The 18,164-nt window shown below is 62.9% G+C and carries 14 protein-coding genes, 1 tRNA gene, 2 rRNA genes and 1 pseudogene (1 of these 18 cut by a window edge); 8 read left to right on the top strand and 10 right to left on the bottom strand.

Annotated features, from left to right (window positions below; translation table 11 throughout):
- Positions 1–215 precede the first annotated feature (215 nt).
- Both FJ930_RS02380 and FJ930_RS02375 read right to left on the bottom strand, forming a co-directional pair.
- On the bottom strand, positions 216–1,406 hold the full coding sequence (locus FJ930_RS02380; protein WP_141834309.1) for a Xaa-Pro peptidase family protein: 1,191 nt from the start codon (positions 1,404–1,406) through the stop codon (positions 216–218).
- A gap of 157 nt (positions 1,407–1,563) precedes the next feature.
- On the bottom strand, positions 1,564–1,749 hold the full coding sequence (locus FJ930_RS02375; protein ID WP_140744975.1) for a hypothetical protein: 186 nt from the start codon (positions 1,747–1,749) through the stop codon (positions 1,564–1,566).
- A gap of 29 nt (positions 1,750–1,778) precedes the next feature.
- On the opposite strand from FJ930_RS02375, the gene FJ930_RS02370 reads away from it, so the two are divergent.
- From FJ930_RS02370 to FJ930_RS02345, 6 genes are all read left to right on the top strand, one after another.
- Entirely contained in the window at positions 1,779–3,389 is a 1,611-nt protein-coding gene (locus tag FJ930_RS02370) for an ABC transporter substrate-binding protein (protein WP_141834306.1), read from the top strand.
- A 135-nt stretch (positions 3,390–3,524) separates the two neighbouring features.
- Complete coding sequence (locus FJ930_RS02365) at positions 3,525–4,511, top strand: ABC transporter permease (protein WP_141834303.1); 987 nt, start codon at positions 3,525–3,527, stop codon at positions 4,509–4,511.
- Positions 4,508–5,338 carry an ABC transporter permease gene (locus tag FJ930_RS02360; protein ID WP_141834300.1) on the top strand — a complete coding sequence of 277 codons (831 nt, stop codon included), beginning with the start codon at positions 4,508–4,510 and terminating at the stop codon, positions 5,336–5,338. The genes FJ930_RS02365 and FJ930_RS02360 overlap by 4 nt, the downstream gene beginning before the upstream one ends.
- Positions 5,335–6,330 carry an ABC transporter ATP-binding protein gene (locus FJ930_RS02355; RefSeq protein ID WP_141834297.1) on the top strand — a complete coding sequence of 332 codons (996 nt, stop codon included), beginning with the start codon at positions 5,335–5,337 and terminating at the stop codon, positions 6,328–6,330. Before FJ930_RS02360 ends, FJ930_RS02355 begins: the two co-directional genes overlap by 4 nt.
- Positions 6,327–7,103, top strand: a complete 777-nt coding sequence (locus FJ930_RS02350) for an ATP-binding cassette domain-containing protein (protein WP_141834294.1) — start codon at positions 6,327–6,329, stop codon at positions 7,101–7,103. Before FJ930_RS02355 ends, FJ930_RS02350 begins: the two co-directional genes overlap by 4 nt.
- Positions 7,100–7,609 (top strand): L-2-amino-thiazoline-4-carboxylic acid hydrolase, encoded by a 510-nt coding sequence (locus FJ930_RS02345; protein ID WP_246676787.1) that lies wholly within the window; start codon positions 7,100–7,102, stop codon positions 7,607–7,609. Before FJ930_RS02350 ends, FJ930_RS02345 begins: the two co-directional genes overlap by 4 nt.
- Before the next feature lie 154 nt (positions 7,610–7,763).
- On the opposite strand, the gene FJ930_RS02340 is transcribed toward FJ930_RS02345, so the two are convergent.
- From FJ930_RS02340 to FJ930_RS02325, 4 genes are all read right to left on the bottom strand, one after another.
- Positions 7,764–8,519: an ATP-binding cassette domain-containing protein gene (locus tag FJ930_RS02340; RefSeq protein WP_140749889.1), complete on the bottom strand. Its 756-nt coding sequence runs from the start codon at positions 8,517–8,519 to the stop codon at positions 7,764–7,766.
- Positions 8,512–9,573, bottom strand: a complete 1,062-nt coding sequence (locus FJ930_RS02335) for a ribose ABC transporter (protein ID WP_140749892.1) — start codon at positions 9,571–9,573, stop codon at positions 8,512–8,514. Before FJ930_RS02335 ends, FJ930_RS02340 begins: the two co-directional genes overlap by 8 nt.
- A gap of 102 nt (positions 9,574–9,675) precedes the next feature.
- The gene (locus tag FJ930_RS02330) at positions 9,676–10,653 is read right to left on the bottom strand and encodes an ABC transporter substrate-binding protein (protein WP_141834291.1); all 978 of its coding nucleotides are present in this window, start codon (positions 10,651–10,653) and stop codon (positions 9,676–9,678) included.
- A 518-nt stretch (positions 10,654–11,171) separates the two neighbouring features.
- Positions 11,172–12,071 (bottom strand): sugar-binding domain-containing protein, encoded by a 900-nt coding sequence (locus FJ930_RS02325; RefSeq protein ID WP_141834288.1) that lies wholly within the window; start codon positions 12,069–12,071, stop codon positions 11,172–11,174.
- A gap of 284 nt (positions 12,072–12,355) precedes the next feature.
- Between FJ930_RS02325 and FJ930_RS02320 the strand changes: the two genes are divergently transcribed.
- Positions 12,356–13,261, top strand: coding sequence for a tagatose-bisphosphate aldolase (locus FJ930_RS02320; RefSeq protein ID WP_141834285.1), 906 nt, complete (start codon positions 12,356–12,358; stop codon positions 13,259–13,261).
- A 98-nt stretch (positions 13,262–13,359) separates the two neighbouring features.
- Entirely contained in the window at positions 13,360–14,814 is a 1,455-nt protein-coding gene (locus FJ930_RS02315) for an ROK family protein (RefSeq protein ID WP_141834282.1), read from the top strand.
- Between the two features lie 168 nt (positions 14,815–14,982).
- Here FJ930_RS02315 and FJ930_RS30805 read toward each other — a convergent pair.
- The 4 genes and pseudogenes from FJ930_RS30805 to FJ930_RS02295 all read right to left on the bottom strand — a co-directional run.
- Positions 14,983–15,316, bottom strand: a pseudogene (locus tag FJ930_RS30805) (NAD(P)-dependent oxidoreductase); the annotation flags it as partial.
- Positions 15,317–15,410: 94 nt separating this feature from the next.
- Positions 15,411–15,487 (bottom strand) — tRNA-Met (locus FJ930_RS02305).
- A gap of 236 nt (positions 15,488–15,723) precedes the next feature.
- A 5S ribosomal RNA gene (rrf, locus tag FJ930_RS02300) occupies positions 15,724–15,838 on the bottom strand.
- 275 nt (positions 15,839–16,113) lie between these two features.
- Positions 16,114–18,164, bottom strand: a 23S ribosomal RNA gene (locus FJ930_RS02295); it runs 762 nt beyond the window's last position.

The following is an 18,164-nucleotide window of genomic DNA, read 5'->3' as shown; positions in this document are numbered from 1 at the left end:
GTGATGAACTTATTCTGGGGTAGCGCCGCCCCTCATTGTCCTGCCGGACATTTCTCCCCGTATAGCGACGGGGAGAAAGACGCTGTCGCGAACGGTTTCGCCAATCGCTAGCATTGCAGAATAAGCGCCGAGGTTGCGACAGCTCCTTCTCCCCGTCACTATACGGGGAGAAGGAGCCGGCAGGACAATGAGGGGCGGCGCCGCCTTTTGTCCAATCAGGCCACCCCGCCTCTATTCCACCCCCTGCCCCGATCCCCAAACATCACATAGCCCGTCTCGGTTACGGCAAGCGTGTCCTCCAGCTTGATGAATCCTCGCGTCGGGTGGAGCATGGTCGTTTCGACCGACAGCACCATGTTCTTTTCCAGCGGCTTGGCCGCATAGGTGCCTTCATAGGTCACCGGATGGTTGGTCATCAGGAACGGCGCCTCATGCGTGATCAGGCCCATGCCGTGGGCAAAAAAATCCGCATAGGCCGCGACCTTGGAGGCCTTCAGCACGCCTTCCGCGTGGACAATCATGTCGCCGCCCAGCGTGCCCGCCTTGACCTTTGAGAACGCCGCCTGCTGCACCGTCTCGACCTCGGCCAAGAGATCCTCAAGCTCGGCATCGGGTTCGCCGAGAATACCCATCCGGCAGAGGTCGCCGATATAGCCGTGGTAATTGCCGCCGGAATCGATCGACAGCACCTCGCCCTTCTTCCACGCCTGCGGGGAGGCGGCGCGGTTGTGGCTGGAGCCCAGCGTCAGTAGGCAATATTCGAAATGCGCACCGCGATTGGTCTCTTCCCGCCGAAGCTGCTCGATTATGTCGGCCTTGGTCGTGCCTTCGCGCGCCCAGGCGATGGTCGCCAGCATGGAATCGGTGATCAGTTCGGATGCGGTACGAAGCTTCTCCAGTTCGGCATCGGTCTTGATGGCGCGCATGCGTTCCAGCATGTCGGTCGCATCGATGAGCTTGGCATCCGGCAGTGCCTTGCGGATCAGCATGTATGCGTCGGACGGCAGGAAGGCAGGCTCGATGCCGACGCGCGCACCCGCCTTGCCGATCTTCTGCAAATGCTCGACGGCAAGGTTCGCGGCATCGAGCGTGCCCCAGCAGGCGGCATGCAGTGCCGGTGTCCAGAACGGATGGTTCTGATGCTCGCCGCCTTCCATTTTATTCCCGATATAGGCCGCATGCTCCGGCCCGCCCTTCTCGTAGATGACAATAGGCAGGTAACGGCTGTGGCCGATCGCATCCATGGCGGCGAAGAAGATGAACTTGTAGCCGCCGAGCAGATACTGCGTGTTGTGCTTGGAGGTCGCGAGCAGCACATCGATGCCGGCCTCCTCCATCAGCCAATCGATCCTCGCTTGGTCGAACGGGACAGTGCTGACGGCATTCTTGCCCGGCGCAACGTTCATCTCTCTATCTCCCTGAATTGCCTGTGATCGGGGCGGCACCGCTCCCGATCACACGGCTCGCGGCCAAATCTGCACCATTTTGTCTTCTCTGGTCTATCCAGAATACGCGAATAGACCGGATTGAGGATAGATAAGTCGTCACCCGCCTTCTACACTGTCAATCTGGTACTACCAGATAGGCAAAATGGACCCGTTCTCCCAAACTGGTCCAGCGGACGAAAATTTCAAAGCCAAGCGAGGGTGCGCCAATTCCGTCTCTGGCGAAACCCTCGACAAGGCTCATAATCGCCGCCGCGAGGATACCGATGCGCTTGCCGGTATCCGAGGGGTTTTGTCGCGCCACGCGGGCCGCGCAGAGGAGGGAGTTAAATCATGTCGGACTTCACGGTTTCGAGACGCAAGATGCTTGCCGGCTCGGCGATGCTGCTGGCCTCCACGGCCATGCCGTCGCTCGGCTGGGCACGGACGCCGAAGAAGGGTGGCCGGCTGGTGCTCGCCGCCGATTCCGAGCCACGCAACCTCAACCCGGCGATCGTCGCCTCCAACGGCGTCTTCTTCATCTCCAGCAAGATCGTGGAAACGCTGGCCGAAGCCTCCTTCGACGGCAAGGATGGGCTTGCCCCCCGCCTGGCGGTGAGTTGGGAAGGTGCGGCCGACGGGCTGTCGGCGACCTTCAAGCTGCGCGAAGGCGTCAAATGGCACGACGGCAAGCCGTTCACCTCGGCCGACGTCGCCTTCTCGGCGCTGCAGATCTGGAAACCTCTGCAGAATCTCGGCCGCACCGTGTTCAAGGACCTTGCCGCCGTCGACACCCCGGACGATCTCACCGCCGTGTTCAAGTTCGCTAAGCCGACGCCGTTCCAGCTGATCCGCAATGCGCTACCCGCGCTAAGCAGCGTCGTGCCCAGGCACATCTATGAAGTCGGCAAGATCGAGGACAACCCGGCCAACACCGCGCCCATCGGCACCGGCCCATTCAAGTTCGGCGAGTATAAGGCCGGCCAGTATTACCGGCTGACAAAGAACACGGACTACTGGGGCAAGGACGAGCCCTATCTCGACGAGATCATCTATCAGGTGTTGCCCGACCGCACCTCGGCAGCAAGCGCGCTGGAGGCCGAGGAAATCCAGCTCGCCGCCTTCTCGGCGGTGCCGCTGGCGGACCTCGACCGTATTTCGAAGGTGCCAGGTCTGAAGGTCATCACCAAGGGCTATGAAGGGCTAACTTATCAGCTCGTGGTCGAGATCAACCATCGCCGCAAGGAACTGGCCGACCTCAAGGTGCGCCAGGCAATCGCGCATGCCATCGACAAGGACTTCGTCGTCAAGACGGTGTTCCTTGGCTATGCCGCCACCGCCACCGGGCCGGTGCCGAAGAACGATCCGCAATTCTACACCGCCGACGTGCCGACCTATCCATTCGATGTCGCCAAGGCCAATGCGCTGCTCGACGAAGCGGGCTACAAGAAGGGCGCCGACGGCAACCGCTTCTCGCTCAAGCTGCTGCCGGCCCCCTACTTCAACGAGACAAAACAATTCGGCGACTATCTGCGCCAGGCGCTCGCCGCCATCGGCATCGACGCGCAACTGGTCAACAATGACTCGGCCGCGCACATCAAGGCCGTCTACACCGACCACGCCTTCGACCTCGCTGTCGGCCCGCCTGTGTTCCGTGGCGACCCGGCGATCTCGACCACTATCCTGGTGCAGAGCGGCATTCCAGACGGCGTGCCATTCTCCAACCAGGGCGGCTACAAGAACGACGCCCTTGACGCGCTGATCACCAAGGCGTCCGAAACGCTCGATACATCCGCCCGCACCGATCTCTACAAGCAGTTCCAGAAGGAGGTCGCGGCCGACCTGCCGCTGATCAACGTCGCCGAATGGAGCTTCATCAGCGTAGCGAGCGACAAGGTCGGCAACATCGCCAACAATCCACGCTGGGCGGTTTCGAACTGGGCGGACACGTATTTGGAATCGTGACAGATTTGCGCGGATGTACGTTCGCAGCGAGATCATCGTAGACACCGAGCCCTACGATACCCCCCTCTGTCCGGCAGGACAGAGGGGGGTGCCTTGGTACAGTGACCAGCGCATCGCCAACCCACCGAGGGCAGCATGACCCGCGCCCTCATTCTCCTGCGCCGTCGCCTCGTCGGCAGCGTCTTCGTGCTGTTGATCGTCGTGATCGGCACCTTCCTGCTGCTCGAAGCCGCACCCGGCGATGCGGTCGACGCCTACATCGTCTCCACCGGCGGCGATGCCGGCATGATCGAACTGCTGCGCCATCGCTGGGGTCTCGACCAATCCGAGCTGACGCGGCTCGCCAACTATCTCTGGGCGCTGCTACATCTCGATCTCGGCCAGTCGGTGACGTTCTCCAAGCCGATCCGCGACGTGATCCTCGAGCGGCTGCCCAACACGCTGCTGCTGATGGTCAGCGCCACCGCGCTTTCCTTCGGGCTGGGTTCCGCCCTCGGCATCTATGCCGGCGCACGGCCAGGCAGCTTCCGCGACCGCTTCCTGTCGATCAGCTCGCTGGCGCTGTATGCCGTGCCGGGTTTCTGGCTCGGCCTGGTGCTGATCGTGATCTTTGCCGTTGACCTGCGCTGGCTGCCGATCGGCGGCATCGAGACCCTGGCCTCGGACAGGACCGGCCTCGACCGCGCCGCCGACATCGCCATTCATTTGGTGCTGCCGGTCTCAGCACTCGGCTTCATCTACCTCGCGCTTTATCTGCGCATGATGCGCGCCGGCATGGCGGAAGCCTGGCGACAGGATTTCGTGCTGGCCGCCCGCGCCAGGGGCCTTTCGCGCCGCCGCATCGTGCTTGCCCATGTCGCCCGCAACGCGCTGCTGCCGCTGGTCACCATGCTCGGCCTGCAATCGGCGCAGATGCTTGGCGGCAGCGTCGTCATCGAAAGCGTCTTTTCCGTTCCGGGCCTCGGCCGGCTGGCGCAGGAAGCGGTCGCCGCGCGCGACACGCCATTGCTGCTCGGCATCATCCTCACCAGCGCTGTCCTGGTCGTCGTCATCAACCTTCTCGTCGACATCGCCTACGCCTTCCTCGATCCGCGCGTCGGCGCCGGACAGGCCGGCGCATGAGCCCGCTCCGCCGTTTCCTGCGCACGCCCGAGGCCGTCGCCGGCGCCATTCTTCTGGGCGCACTGGCCGCAATGGCGCTGTCGGCCTCGCTGCTGTTTCCCGGCGACCCGCAAGCCATCGCCGGCCCGGCGCTGCTGCCGCCTTTCCAGGACTGGTCGCTGCCGCTCGGCACCGACCGTCTCGGCCGTGACGTGCTGGCCGAGCTCTTCCATGGCGCCCGCACATCGCTGGCTGTCGGCCTGGCGGCCGCGGCGGCGGCACTCGCCATCGGCGCCGTCGTCGGCACGCTGGCCGGCTTTGCCGATGGCCTCGTCGACGAAGTGCTGATGCGCGTCACCGATGCCTTCCAGACCGTGCCCAGCTTTCTGCTGGCGCTGGCCTTCGTCAGCGTCGTCGGGCCCTCGCTCGGCATCGTCGTGATTGCCATCGCGCTCGGCACCTGGACCGGACCGGCGCGTGTCGCGCGGGCGGAAGTCCTTTCCATTCGCGAACGCGACTATGTCGCCAACGCGCGCGCCATTGGCATGCATCCGCTCGAAATCGCGTTTCGCGAGGTGCTGCCCAACGCCTTGCCACCGGTGCTGGCGATGTCGTCGGTGATCGTCGCCGCCGCGATCCTGACCGAAGCGGCCTTATCCTTCCTTGGCCTCGGCGACCCCAACCGGGTCACTTGGGGCGGCATGATCGCGGAAGGCCGTACGGTGCTGCGCACCGCGCCCTTCCTGTCGATCGTTCCGGGTATCGCTCTGGTGCTGACCGTGCTCGGCGTCTATCTCGCCGGTGAAGGCATCGTCGAGACGACAGCGGTCAAGAGAGGCCTGTCTTGACCGGGCTGGCTTCGATCCGCGATCTGACGGTGACCTATCGACGCGACGGGAGAGAAGTGACCGCGCTGAGGAACATCAACCTCGACGTCGTGGCAGGCGAACGCCTTGCCATCATCGGCGAAAGCGGATCGGGCAAGAGCACGCTGGCACTGGCTGTTGCGGGATTGCTGCCGGCGAGCGTCAGGGCTCAAGGGCACATCGATTGGTTCTTGCCGTCAAACTTCGGTGCCAAGGCACCCCCCTCTGTCCTGCCGGACATCTCCCCCGCAAGGGGGGAGATTGCGCCCTCATCTCCGCGTTCGCCAATCACCAGAGGTGCGAAAGGTGAGCCGTCGGAGAAGCTGCTGATCTCCCCCCTTGCGGGGGAGATGTCCGGCAGGACAGAGGGGGGTGCGAAGGATCGCCAACATTTCCATTTTTGCCCCCTCGGCGGCCGCGACATCGGCTTCGTCTTCCAGGATCTCTCATCCAGCCTGGACCCCGTAATGACCATCGGAAAGCAGATCGCGGAGGTCGCGCGTACCCATCTTGGGCTCGACTGGCCACAGTCCTTCGCAACGGCCAAAACCCTGCTCGAGCGCGTCCGCTTGCCCGATCCCGACGCCGCCATGCGCGCCTTCCCGCATCAGCTTTCCGGCGGCCAGAAGCAGCGCGTGGCGATCGCCGCCGCGATCGCCGCCGGGCCGAAATTGCTGATCGCCGATGAGGCGACCAGCGCGCTCGACACCATCGTGCAGGCTGAGATCGTCACCTTGATCCGCCGGCTGGTGGTAGAGGATGGCATGACGCTGCTGTTCATCAGCCACGACATCGCGCTGGCCGCCGAGCTTGCCGATCGTATCGCCGTGTTTCGACATGGCGCGTTGATCGAGCTTGGCACGACCAGGCAGGTCATCGATGCGCCATCGCAAGCCTACACGCGCACTCTTATCGACGCCCATATCGGCCTCGATGCCGACCTGCTGTTGAACCGAAGCGGACTCCCCGCATGAGCCTGCTCGCGGTTTCCAACCTCACCAAGAATTACCGCCGCACCGGCAAGCCTGTCGCGGCGGTGGACGACGTCTCATTCACGATCGAGCCCGGCGAAACGCTAGCGCTGGCCGGCCCCTCCGGCAGCGGCAAATCGACGATCGCACGGCTCGTGCTGCGCCTGATCGAGCCGGACGCCGGGCGCATCGAATTTGAGGGCAGCGATTTCCTCGTCTTGCGCGGGGCCGCCCTGCGCGCCCGCCGCGCGCGCCTGCAGATGGTGTTCCAGGATCCGCTGGCCGCCTTCAATCCGCGCGCCACGGTGGCGCGTGTTCTCGACGATCCCTTGCGCATCCATGGCATCGCGTCGCGCGCCGAGCGTCCGCGCCGCATCGCCGCCTTGCTTGAACGCGTCGGGCTGGCGGCCGATCTCGCGCCGCGCGCCATACACGAAATCTCCGGCGGCCAGCGACAGCGTGTGGCCATCGCCCGGGCCATCGCCACGAAGCCGTCGCTGATCGTGCTCGACGAGGCGGTGTCGGCACTCGACGTTTCGGTGCGCGGCCAGATCCTCGACCTTTTGCTCGACCTGCAGCGCCAGGACAAGATCGCCTATCTCTTCATTTCACATGATCTCGGCGTCGTCCGGGCGGTCGCCCACCGCGTCATCCTTCTCAACGCCGGGCGGATCGCCGAGAGCGGCGATGCCCGTGCCGTCATTGACGCACCCCGATCGGCCATCGGCAGGGCGCTGGTGGCGGCAGCACCAAAATTGAACAGGGCCAAAACATGATGACCGATCCCGAAACCAGAGCCGAGAAACTGTCACGCGAACTCGATTCCGCCTTCCGCAACCGCGCCGATCTCTACCGCCTCTTTCTCGACGAGCTGACCGGAGAGCTGGGCCCCGAAAAGGCGGAGGCGATCATGATCCGCGCCATCGAACAGCGTGGCAGGGAAGTGGCCGCAGCCGCCTTCGCGAGCTTCGGCCCCAACGATGCGCGCGCCGTCGGCGAAGCCTTCCTTTCCGTCAGCCCTGATGGCGGCCTGATGTATCCGACCGATGTCGAGCGCGGCGATGACCGCATCGCCTTCAATGTCAAACGCTGCCCGCTGAAGGACGCCTGGGTCGAGGCCGGCGTTGGCGATGAAAAGCTCGCCACGCTCTGCCGCATCGCCGGCGCCTTCGACCGTGGCCTATTCGAGGCGACCGGCGTGCGCTTCGACAACGTCACCTGGACGCCAGGGCACGGCTCCGGCTGCTGCCATATCGCGCTGACCAACCGCGATGCCGGCTAGCAATTCAGAGCCCAAGGTGTGTTGAGATTCAGGTCAGGACGGCTCGAAAACGATGGTTTCCGAGAACCGGAGCGGAGCGTACTTTCATACGTGAGCACCGGAAGCGCAGGAAGCCGTCGTTTGCAGGCCGGCATCACCTGAATATCAATACGCCTTACCCGCCGACCATCAGCTTGACGACTTCGTCATGGTTGGTCTCGGAAATCTTGCGCTCGCCGGCCTGGATCCCGCGCCGCAGCACCACGATGCGGTCGGATACGGCGAAAATATCCTGCAGATTGTGCGAGATGAAGATTACCCCCCGCCCCTGCGCCTTGAGCTGGTGGATCAGTGAAATCACCTTGCGCTGTTCCGGCACGCCAAGTGCCGCGGTGGGCTCGTCCATGATCAGGATCTGCGCATCCCAGTAGACGGCGCGGCCGATGGCGACGGCCTGGCGCTGGCCGCCGGAGAAATTGCTGACCGGGGCTTCCATCCGGCTGACGTGGAAGTCCAGCCGCTTCATCGTCTCCCGCGCCGCCTCGGCCATGGCCTTGCGGTCGAGCACCGGCAGGAAGCCGAACGCCTTGCGCACGGGTTCGCGGCCAAGGAAGATGTTGGCGCCGATCGATAGATTGTCGGCGAGAGCAAGATCCTGATAGATCGTCTCGATGCCCTTTTCGCGCGCCTCCTGTGGTGTCGCGAAAGTCACCGGCTTTCCCCGGAGCAGGATTTCGCCGCCCGTCGGCTGGAACACGCCCGATATCGCCTTGATCAGCGTCGTCTTGCCGGCGCCGTTGTCACCGGCAAGCGCAACCACTTCGCCCGGCCGCACGGCCATGGAGAAATCGTTGAGCGCCCGAACGGCACCGAAGTGCTTGGAGAGATTTCGGACTTCCAGCAGGGACGCGGTCTGGTTGGTGCTATTCATCCTGACGGGCTCCACTGAACCGGCGTTGCGCCTGGTCGATGAGAACGGAAATGATGATGACGACGCCAACGGCGATGAACTGCCAGAACGGCTCGACATTGACGAAAACCAGCCCGTACTGGATGACCGCGATCACCAGCGCACCGGCGACCGTGCCGAAGATGGTGCCGGACCCGCCGAACAGGCTGGCTCCGCCGATCACCACCGCCGCGACGCTGTCGAGCAGCAAGGGCTCGCCAGCCTGCGCCGCACCCGCGGTGAAGCGCGCCGCGTAAAGCGCGCCGCCAAGGCCCGCGCACATCGCCGACAGCACATAGAGCCGCAGGATGTGACCCCTGATGTCGATGCCGGAGCGCCGCGCCGCCTGCACATTGGCGCCGATGGCGTAATTGTGCTGGCCGAACCGGGTCTGGCTGAGCAGGTAGTGCATCACGACGACGAAGACGGCGGTGATGATCACCAGATAGGGCACGCCATAGAACCTGCCGTTGCCGAGCAGCGCGAACCAGGAGTTCTGCACCGGCACTGTCGTTCCGCCGGCGAGCAGGAAGGCGGCGCCGCGTGCAACGCCGAACATGCCAAGCGTGCCGATGAAGGGCGGGACCTTGAGGCGAGAGATCAGCAGGCCGTTGATGACGCCCGGCACGCCGGCAACGATCACCGAGGCAAGAATGCCCGCCAGCATGGCCAGCGGCAAGGGGATGGCCGCGCCTGCCAGGTTGGTGGCATGGGCGGCGATGACGGCGGCAAGGCCCATGATAAAGCCAAGCGACAGGTCGATGCCGCCCGAAATGATGACGAAGGTCTGTCCGGTCGCCAGCAACAGCGGAGCCACGGCGAATATGGCGATCGACTGCAGGTTGAACGGATTGAGGACGAAGGTCGCGCCGAAGGCGAGCCTCGACCAGATTTCGAAACAGATGATCAGGCCGGCCAGGAACAGCCAGGCGCGCCCTTCGGCGATGCGTGCGATCCAACCCCTGGCCGGATCGCCGTGATCGGCCTGAGGGGCGACATGCTTCTCGGCCGGCTGGGCTGGTGATGTCGAGGTCATGGATACTCCGCGGCGCGGCTGTCTTCAAATGGATCCCCGCCTGAGGCGAGGACCGGCACGGGCTCCTCCCGGCGGACCGGGAAGAGCCAGGCTCGTCCGGCTTTATTCGGAGTAGAGATACTTCGAGATGTTCGGGTCCGCGATGTTGGACTTGTCCATGATCGTGAAGCCGGTGCCAATCGTGACCGGGATCGAGTGCCCGGTCAGGTGGGCATAGGCCGAGACGACGCCGAAGTAACCGATCTCGGCGGGATGCTGGGCGATCGCCACGTCCACCAGGCCTGCGTTGATGTTGTCGACGATGCTGGTCGGAGCATCGAAGGCGACGACCTTGACGGTGCCCGTCTGTCCCGCCTGCTTGACGCCGTTGGCGGCCCCCAGCGCCGAGAACAAATTGGCGCCGAACACGCCGACCAGGTCGGGATTGCGCGCGAACACCGCCTGCAACTGGGACGCCGCCTTGTTGGCGTCGTCGTCATTGAACTGGGTTTCAAGCACGGTGATGCCGGAGTGCTTGGCCATCTCCTTCTTGAAGCCCTCTTCGCGCTGGTCGGTGGTCGAAATGCCGGGCTTGACGTTGGACACATAGACCTTGCCCTTGTCGCCAACGGCGGTGGCAAGCGCCCGCGCGGCGATCTCGCCGCCGAGCACATTGTCCGAGGCAATGTAGGATAATGGGAAATCGGCATCGCCGGCACCCGTCTGGTAAACGCCGCTGCCGACGAAGGTATCGACGGTGATGACCGGGATACCCGTGTCATTGGCCTTGCGTAGCGGCTCGACAAGCTGGACCTTGTCGGTCGGCGCGATCAGGATGGCATCCGGCTTCTTGGCGATGACCGCGTCGAGCACCGGCACCTGGGTGACCGGGTTGAAGTCCGAGGCGCCCTGGAAAACCAGGTTCACGCCAAGCGCGTCGGCCGCCGCCTGGGCGCCCTTGCGCATGGTGATGTAGAAGCCGTCGGTGGTAAGGCCTGGAATGAGCGCAATGGTGTATTTCTTGTCCTGCGCCTGCGCCGGTGCGACCAGCACAGATGCGCTGACGGCCAGCGCCGCAAGCGCGGCAACGAACTTCTTCATGACATCCTCCTCATTGTTGGCAATTCTGCCGTTGCAAGTGACATTGGAATGGCCGTCATCCGCTCACGGAGAAGATGCCGACGGCGTGGAACGCCTGTTTGCCTTCGCGGGCAGCTCCTCCCAAGCGCCCTCCAGTCGATTTGCCAGTCGGTCGGGGACCGGCGCGGTTGGCCACAGCTCGTTCCCCGCCTCCGCGAGGTTCGACAGACTGCGCGCCCGCGCCTCGCCTTGCCGGCGGGCGTTCGAACTTGTAACACTTTGCAGAAATAAATTGCAACTCGGTTTTACCGAGCTGGCAGCGCCGGGCTTTCACATCATACAGCATCCGACTGCTCCGCAGAGCCCCCGGTCAACTATTGTCCGGGGCCTTCGGCGATACAACTGATTTCGTGGGGGCGTCCCGGACCTCCAAGGGCCACCAATTGCGGGTCCTGCTGTCCCGTCAGCAATTCCAGGAAAAGTGCGTAGCGGTTTTCGTCCGGAATTGCGTAAACACAAAGGATTAGAGTGAGTCCGCTCTAGGAGAGTACCGCGAGGATGGCCTGCGCCGTCTTCGTATCCGTCACCAGCGTATTGATGAGCCCGGCGCGGGCGGCGGCAATGATCGCCGTCGCCTTCTCAGGCGACGCGGCAACGCCGATGACCAGCGGCACGGCTCGAAGCTGGACCGGCGACATGGCGATCATCCGGTTCTCCCCCTCCCAGGCGATCAGCGTGCCCTCGGCATCGAAATAATGACGAAGCACGTCTCCGGCCGCATGAACCAGCGCCTGCTCGCTCGGCGTGGCGGCACTCGCCTCTGGGGCATTGATGGCATGTGGCAGGCCGACACCGACGATCGCGACATCGGTCTTCTCCCACAGCGCGACGGCATCGCGAATGGCAGTGTCGCGCAGGAAGACCTCACGCAATTCGGTGGAGGGCAAATAGGGCGCGTGGATGAAGTGCGGCTTGCCGCCGAATTCCTCGGCGGCAAGCCGCACGAATTCATTGACCTGGAAATGCGCCGCCTGCTGCTGCATGCCGCCGGTGGCAGCCACGGTCAGTGTGCCGGGCATACGGGGCAGTCCGGCCCGTATCACCTCGCGCACGGCCCGCCCCCAGCCGATGGCGACCACGGATCCCGCCGCCAGTTGCGCCTGCCTGAGCAACCCGCCAAGGGGTGCCGCGAGCGCCGCCAGCGTACCCGCCGCCGGGGTCTCGACCACCGCGGCATCCCGCAGCTTCAGACCATCGATCAGCTGCCTGGTGATATCCTCCGGTGTCGCAAGGTCGAGAACCTCGATCCGCACGATGCCTTCGGCGCGTGCCCGCTGCAACAGGCGCGAAATCGTCGCGGTGGAGACACCAAGCTGCCGCGCGATGTCGACCTGCGACATCTCTTCCACGTAGTGCAGCTTGGCGACGGTGTGCAGCATCGTCCGCGATGCGGCCACATCCTGGATGGGGGAAACAGGCAGCTTGCAATTCCTTTCAGCAACGTGTTACACACGTATACGCCGACGCGAGTTATCGCGCAAATTCAGCCAACTCGCAACTTGCGCCGATCCCAGGCCGCAGGGCAGCGAGGCGCCTTCTTCGAGGCGATGGCGCGTCGCCGTCGGCACGGATCGTCCCGCCGGGAGGCGGACAGGACTGAGCATTCTTGTTTCCACGGGAGCCGCGCCCTCCGGCGAGAGCGCGCAAGATCGGACTGAGGACCATGGCAAAGATGACCACCGCCGAGTTGCGCGGCTACCAGCAGATATGCGGCAAGGACGGGGCCATGGTGGCCATCGCCTGCGACCAGCGCGGCGGCATGCGGACCTTGCTGGCGTCGGATCCAGCCGAACAGGCCAGGATCACCAACGACATGCTCGGCGACACCAAGGCCGATATCACGCGTTACCTCGCAAGTGCTGCCTCCTGCGTGTTGCTCGACCCGCTATGCGCGGTGCCGCGCATTGTCGACGAGGGTGTCTTGGGCAGGGATACGGCGCTGCTCATCGGCCTGGACGCGTCCGGCTTCGACGTCTCGCCCGAGGGCTACCGTCTGTCGCGCCTGGTTCCGGGCATCGACGCGCGCCGGGTGCGCGCGCTGGGCGGCACCGGCGGCAAGATCATGGTCTATCTCAGGGCCGACAAGCCGCAGGCCAACGAACACAACATCGCCATCCTGCGCCAGTGCATCGCCGATTTCGGGCGGGAAGACCTGCTGCTGGTCGTCGAATTCCTGACCTACCAACTCGAAGGGGAAAGCCCCGAGCACTATGCCGCCAGAACCCCCTGGCTCGTCGAGGAAGGCACGAGGATTTCGCTGGAGTGCGGCGCGAAGGTGCTGAAGCTTCCCTATCCCGGAACGCCGGAGGCCTGCGCCAACATCACCAAAATGGCCGGCGACGTGCCGTGGGCGGTGCTTTCGGCCGGCGTCAACCACGCTACTTTCCTCGGCCAGGTCGAGATCGCCATGCAAAACGGTGCCTCGGGCGTCATCGCCGGCCGTTCGTTGTGGAAGGACTGCATCTCGCTTGACCGTGACATCCAGCGCGAAAGGCTTAAGACAATCGCAGTGCCTCGATTGCGTGAGATCCAGGCCGTGATCGGACACTACCGGCAAAAGGCCGCCTAGGCATTTCGCCCAAAATGGGAAAGGAGCGGCTCTCCGGTCAACCGGAGACGCTCAATGGATCGACGCTTATCGCTTATATAGCGCACGCACGAGACGTCATGCCAAACACTTCGATGGCCATAGGGATCGATATCGGCGGCACAAATCTGCGTGCCGCCCGCATCTCCGGCACCGGTGAAATCCTCAAGCGCGTTTCCGAAAAAAGCGCGCCCGACCCCGAGCTGGTGCTCGGCCGCATCGCCGACATGGTGCGCCTGCTCGACACATCGGACGTGAAGGCCGTTGGCGTCGGCGTCCCCGGCCGGGTTGATGCACGACGCGGCGTCATCCTGTCGGGCGGTTATGTCAACCTCGCCTCGGTCGCGCTCGCGCAACGCCTGGAAGATATGACAGGCAAGCCAGTTGTCATCGACAATGACTGCAACATGGCGTTGGCCGCAGAAATGGCGCTCGGCGCCGGGCGGCGCCACGCCAACGTCGTGATGTTCACGATCGGCACCGGCATCGGCGGCGCCCTCGCCCAGAACCGGCGGATCACACGCGGCTCGGCGACGGCCGGTCAACTCGGCCACATCACTGTCGACGTCAATGGCGAAGTCTGTGCCTGCGGCCGGCGCGGGTGCGTCGAAACCATGAGTTCGGGCAGCGCTCTTGGCCGTCACATTGCGCGCGCCGGGCTGGGCGCGGACATTTCGGTCGATCAGCTCTTTGCCCGCGCCGCGGCCGGCGACCTCCAGGCGCGCGGCATACTGGACGTCTGGGCGCGGCCGCTGCGAGCCGCTATCGATACGGCCGTCGCCGTGCTCAACCCTGAACTGGTGCTGCTGGGCGGCGGCCTTGGCCGCGCGGCACACAAGGCGCTTGCCTGTGCCCCGGCCCAAGCGCCCTGGTACCACTGCCCGGTCGAGCCGGCGCGGCTCGGCGACGACGCCGGCGTCATTGGCGCCGGTCTTCAGGCATTGGCAGGGCCGGACACGGTAGCAGCGATTTCGTCGCCAGCTCGACCCAAGCGAGCCCGGCGCGCAGTGCTCGTCAACGGCATTCCCGCCAGCGGCAAGAGTACGGTGTCGCGCGGCATCGCCGAGCGCATGGGATGGCCGCTGCTGGCGCTCGATACGATCAAGAATCCGTTTCTGGAAGTGCTCGGCGGCGGCGACCGCGAATTTAATCGCACGCTGGGCCGCGCCAGTTATCAGGCGATCTGGTCCGTTGTCGGCGAAGCTCCGCCGGGAACCAGCTTCATCGTCGACGCCTGGTTCGGCTTCCAGCCGCGCCAGCTTCTCGAGGATCATCTGCGAAAAGCTGGCGTTGAGCAGACCGTCGAAATCTGGTGCCACGCGCCTGGCGAAGTCCTTGCCGAGCGCTATGGCGCCCGGCTCGACCAGCGCCCAGCGGGCCACCCCGGCGCGACCTATATCCCCGAACTGATCGAACTCGCCAAGCGCGCCGAACCACTGCGGCGTGGGCCGCTCTTCGACGTCGACACAACGAAGCCAATCGACTTCGATGACATCACAGCCTGGCTGCGAGCGGTGATGCCCAGCGACGCGTAGAGCTTCGTTTGGGACAAGAGCCGGCGAGGAGCGAAGCTCCCTCGTGCCAAGGTTTGCTTCGAGCAAACGCGAGCGCGACCTGGCCCGCAGAGAACGCCTTCGTTCAGGAAATGAGACCGGCCCGAAACCGCTGCTCGGTGTTGGGCCACGCCTTGGGCCGTCTGATCGATAGCCGACAGTGAACCGCTGCCTGATATGGGCAGGCTTCTCGATTTCGTCGGCCATGACGATCGCGGAGTCCCCGAAGGAGATCCTGCTGCGCCTCGGCCTCGTAGATCGCTGGAGATTCGGGATTTCGAGCAAGCGCTTGTCGGGAGACCTCAAGACCGCCCGCGCCGCCGACAGTGAGACAGCGCTTCACACCGGGAGCACGCACGGCGATAATCAGCGCATCGGCATCGCTGTTGAAGGAAATGCACCGCGCCGATCACAACGTCATGGCAACTGATCAGATCAGATTAGCGAGGCCTTCTTTGTCGAAGAGATCGCCCTTCTTGGCTGTCGGATGTGAGCCCGCACCAGGCAGGACAGATGATCCTTATCCGGCATAGCAAAACGGCCCGCCTGGGGGTGCCTGGCGGGCCGTTTTTGTGATTTGGTTGCGGGGACAGGATTTGAACCTGTGACCTTCAGGTTATGAGCCTGACGAGCTACCGGGCTGCTCCACCCCGCGTCAACCCTGAGCAAGCGTTTGCTTGCGTAGTCTGCGATCGCCTGGGCGATTGCGTTACCTGGCGATTGCGTTTGGCAACTGCCTTTTTTTTGGTTTTGCCAATGGAAAGGGCCGCGTTAGCGGCCCGAGGTTTCCCGTTGGCGGGCCATGTTCAGAGAAGATTTCCACAGATCGCCCCAAAAATCATTTTTGATTTTTGGAAAGTACGATGTGCGGATCAAACGTGCGTTTAGCAGACCTGGCAGCGACCTACTCTCCCGCGTCTTGAGACGAAGTACCATCAGCGCTGGAGCGTTTCACGGCCGAGTTCGGAATGGGATCGGGTGCAGCCGCTCCGCCATAACCACCAGGTCGGCAAAACGCACGTTATTCGAGAAGCTGGGTTAGGGATTAGGCAGCAGGGAATAGTGAGTAGGAGATACCTGCTCGCCATCCGGCTGTGCCGTTGCCTGTCTTTCCGTGCCAAGGCGATGCTTTTGCAGGTTGCTTCGGGCAAAGCCCGCAAGCGCGACTGCGCGTCGCCGGTTTTCCGGCGCCCTCGCTTAAGCTTTGGCCCCAGAGGGGCCGCTCATGCGTGAGCGCTGGTAAGACCATTTGACTTTGTCAAATGGGCATAAGGAATGAGAACGATCAAGCCGATCGAACTATTAGTACCGGTAAGCTTCAAGCGTTGCCGCTCTTCCACACCCGGCCTATCAACGTGGTCGTCTTCCACGGTTCTCAGGGAATACTCGTTTTAAGGTGGGTTTCCCGCTTAGATGCCTTCAGCGGTTATCCCGTCCGGATATAGCTACCCTGCTATGCGGCTGGCGCCACAACAGGTCCACCAGAGATCCGTCCATCCCGGTCCTCTCGTACTAGGGACAGATCCTTTCAATATTCCTACACCCACGGCAGATAGGGACCGAACTGTCTCACGACGTTCTGAACCCAACTCACGTACCGCTTTAAATGGCGAACAGCCATACCCTTGGGACCTGCTCCAGCCCCAGGATGCGATGAGTCGACATCGAGGTGCCAAACAACCCCGTCGATATGGACTCTTGGGGGTCATCAGCCTGTTATCCCCGGCGTACCTTTTATCCGTTGAGCGATGGCCCTTCCACGCGGGACCACCGGATCACTATGACCGACTTTCGTCTCTGCTCGACTTGTCAGTCTCGCAGTCAGGCAGGCTTATGCCATTGCACTCAGCGAACGATTTCCGACCGTTCTGAGCCCACCATCGCGCGCCTCCGTTACTCTTTAGGAGGCGACCGCCCCAGTCAAACTACCCACCATACATTGTCCCGGACCCGGATAACGGGCCGCGGTTAGACATCCATAGTAATAAGGGTGGTATTTCAAGGGTGGCTCCACCTGAGCTGGCGCCCAGGTTTCAAAGCCTACCACCTATCCTACACATGCCACTACGAATGCCAATGTAAAGCTATAGTAAAGGTGCACGGGGTCTTTCCGTCTAACCGCAGGAACCCCGCATCTTCACGGGGAATTCAATTTCACTGAGTCTATGCTGGAGACAGCGGGGAAGTCGTTACGCCATTCGTGCAGGTCGGAACTTACCCGACAAGGAATTTCGCTACCTTAGGACCGTTATAGTTACGGCCGCCGTTTACTGGGGCTTCGATTCAGAGCTTGCACCCCTCCTCTTAACCTTCCAGCACCGGGCAGGCGTCAGACCCTATACGTCGCCTTGCGGCTTCGCAGAGCCCTGTGTTTTTGATAAACAGTCGCTACCCCCTGGTCTGTGCCACCCTCCTCTGCTTGCGCAGAAAAGGGTCACGCTTCTTCCGAAGTTACGCGTGCAATTTGCCGAGTTCCTTCAGCATAGTTCTCTCAAGCGCCTTGGTATACTCTACCAGACCACCAGTGTCGGTTTCGGGTACGGTCTATAAGGAGGAGCTATTTCCTGGAACCACTCCGCTGCCCGTTCAATCCGATAAGATTGGACAACTTGTGTGATCCGTCACTACCTCCAGGCCCACGAATATTAACGTGGTTCCCATCGACTACGCGTTTCCGCCTCGTCTTAGGGGCCGGCTAACCCTGCTCAGATTAACTTTAAGCAGGAACCCTTGGTCTTTCGGCGGGGGAGTCTCTCACTCCCCTTACGTTACTCATGTCAGCATTCGCACTTCTGATACCTCCACCACCCCTCACGGGTATGGCTTCATCAGCTTACAGAACGCTCCGCTACCGCTCGTGATTGCTCACGAACCCTAAGCTTCGGTGTATGGCTTTAGCCCCGTTACATTTTCGGCGCAAAGACCCTTATTTAGACCAGTGAGCTGTTACGCTTTCTTTAAATGATGGCTGCTTCTAAGCCAACATCCTGGTTGTTTTGGGATCCTCACATCCTTTCCCACTTAGCCATAACTTGGGGACCTTAGCTGTAGGTCAGGGTTGTTTCCCTTTTCACGACGGACGTTAGCACCCGCCGTGTGTCTGCCGACTAGTACTCCCAGGTATTCGGAGTTTGGTTAGGTTTGGTAATCCGGTGAGGACCCCTAGCCCATCCAGTGCTCTACCCCCTGGGGTATTCGGTCGACGCTCTACCTAAATAGATTTCGCGGAGAACCAGCTATTTCCGAGTTTGATTGGCCTTTCACCCCTAGCCACAAGTCATCCCGAACTATTGCAACAGTTATGGGTTCGGTCCTCCAGTAAGTGTTACCTT

This window comes from Mesorhizobium sp. B2-4-15, from assembly GCF_006658505.1.
In the GTDB taxonomy this organism is placed as follows: Bacteria; Pseudomonadota; Alphaproteobacteria; order Rhizobiales; family Rhizobiaceae; genus Mesorhizobium.
This window is presented reverse-complemented; position numbering and strand designations above follow the sequence as displayed.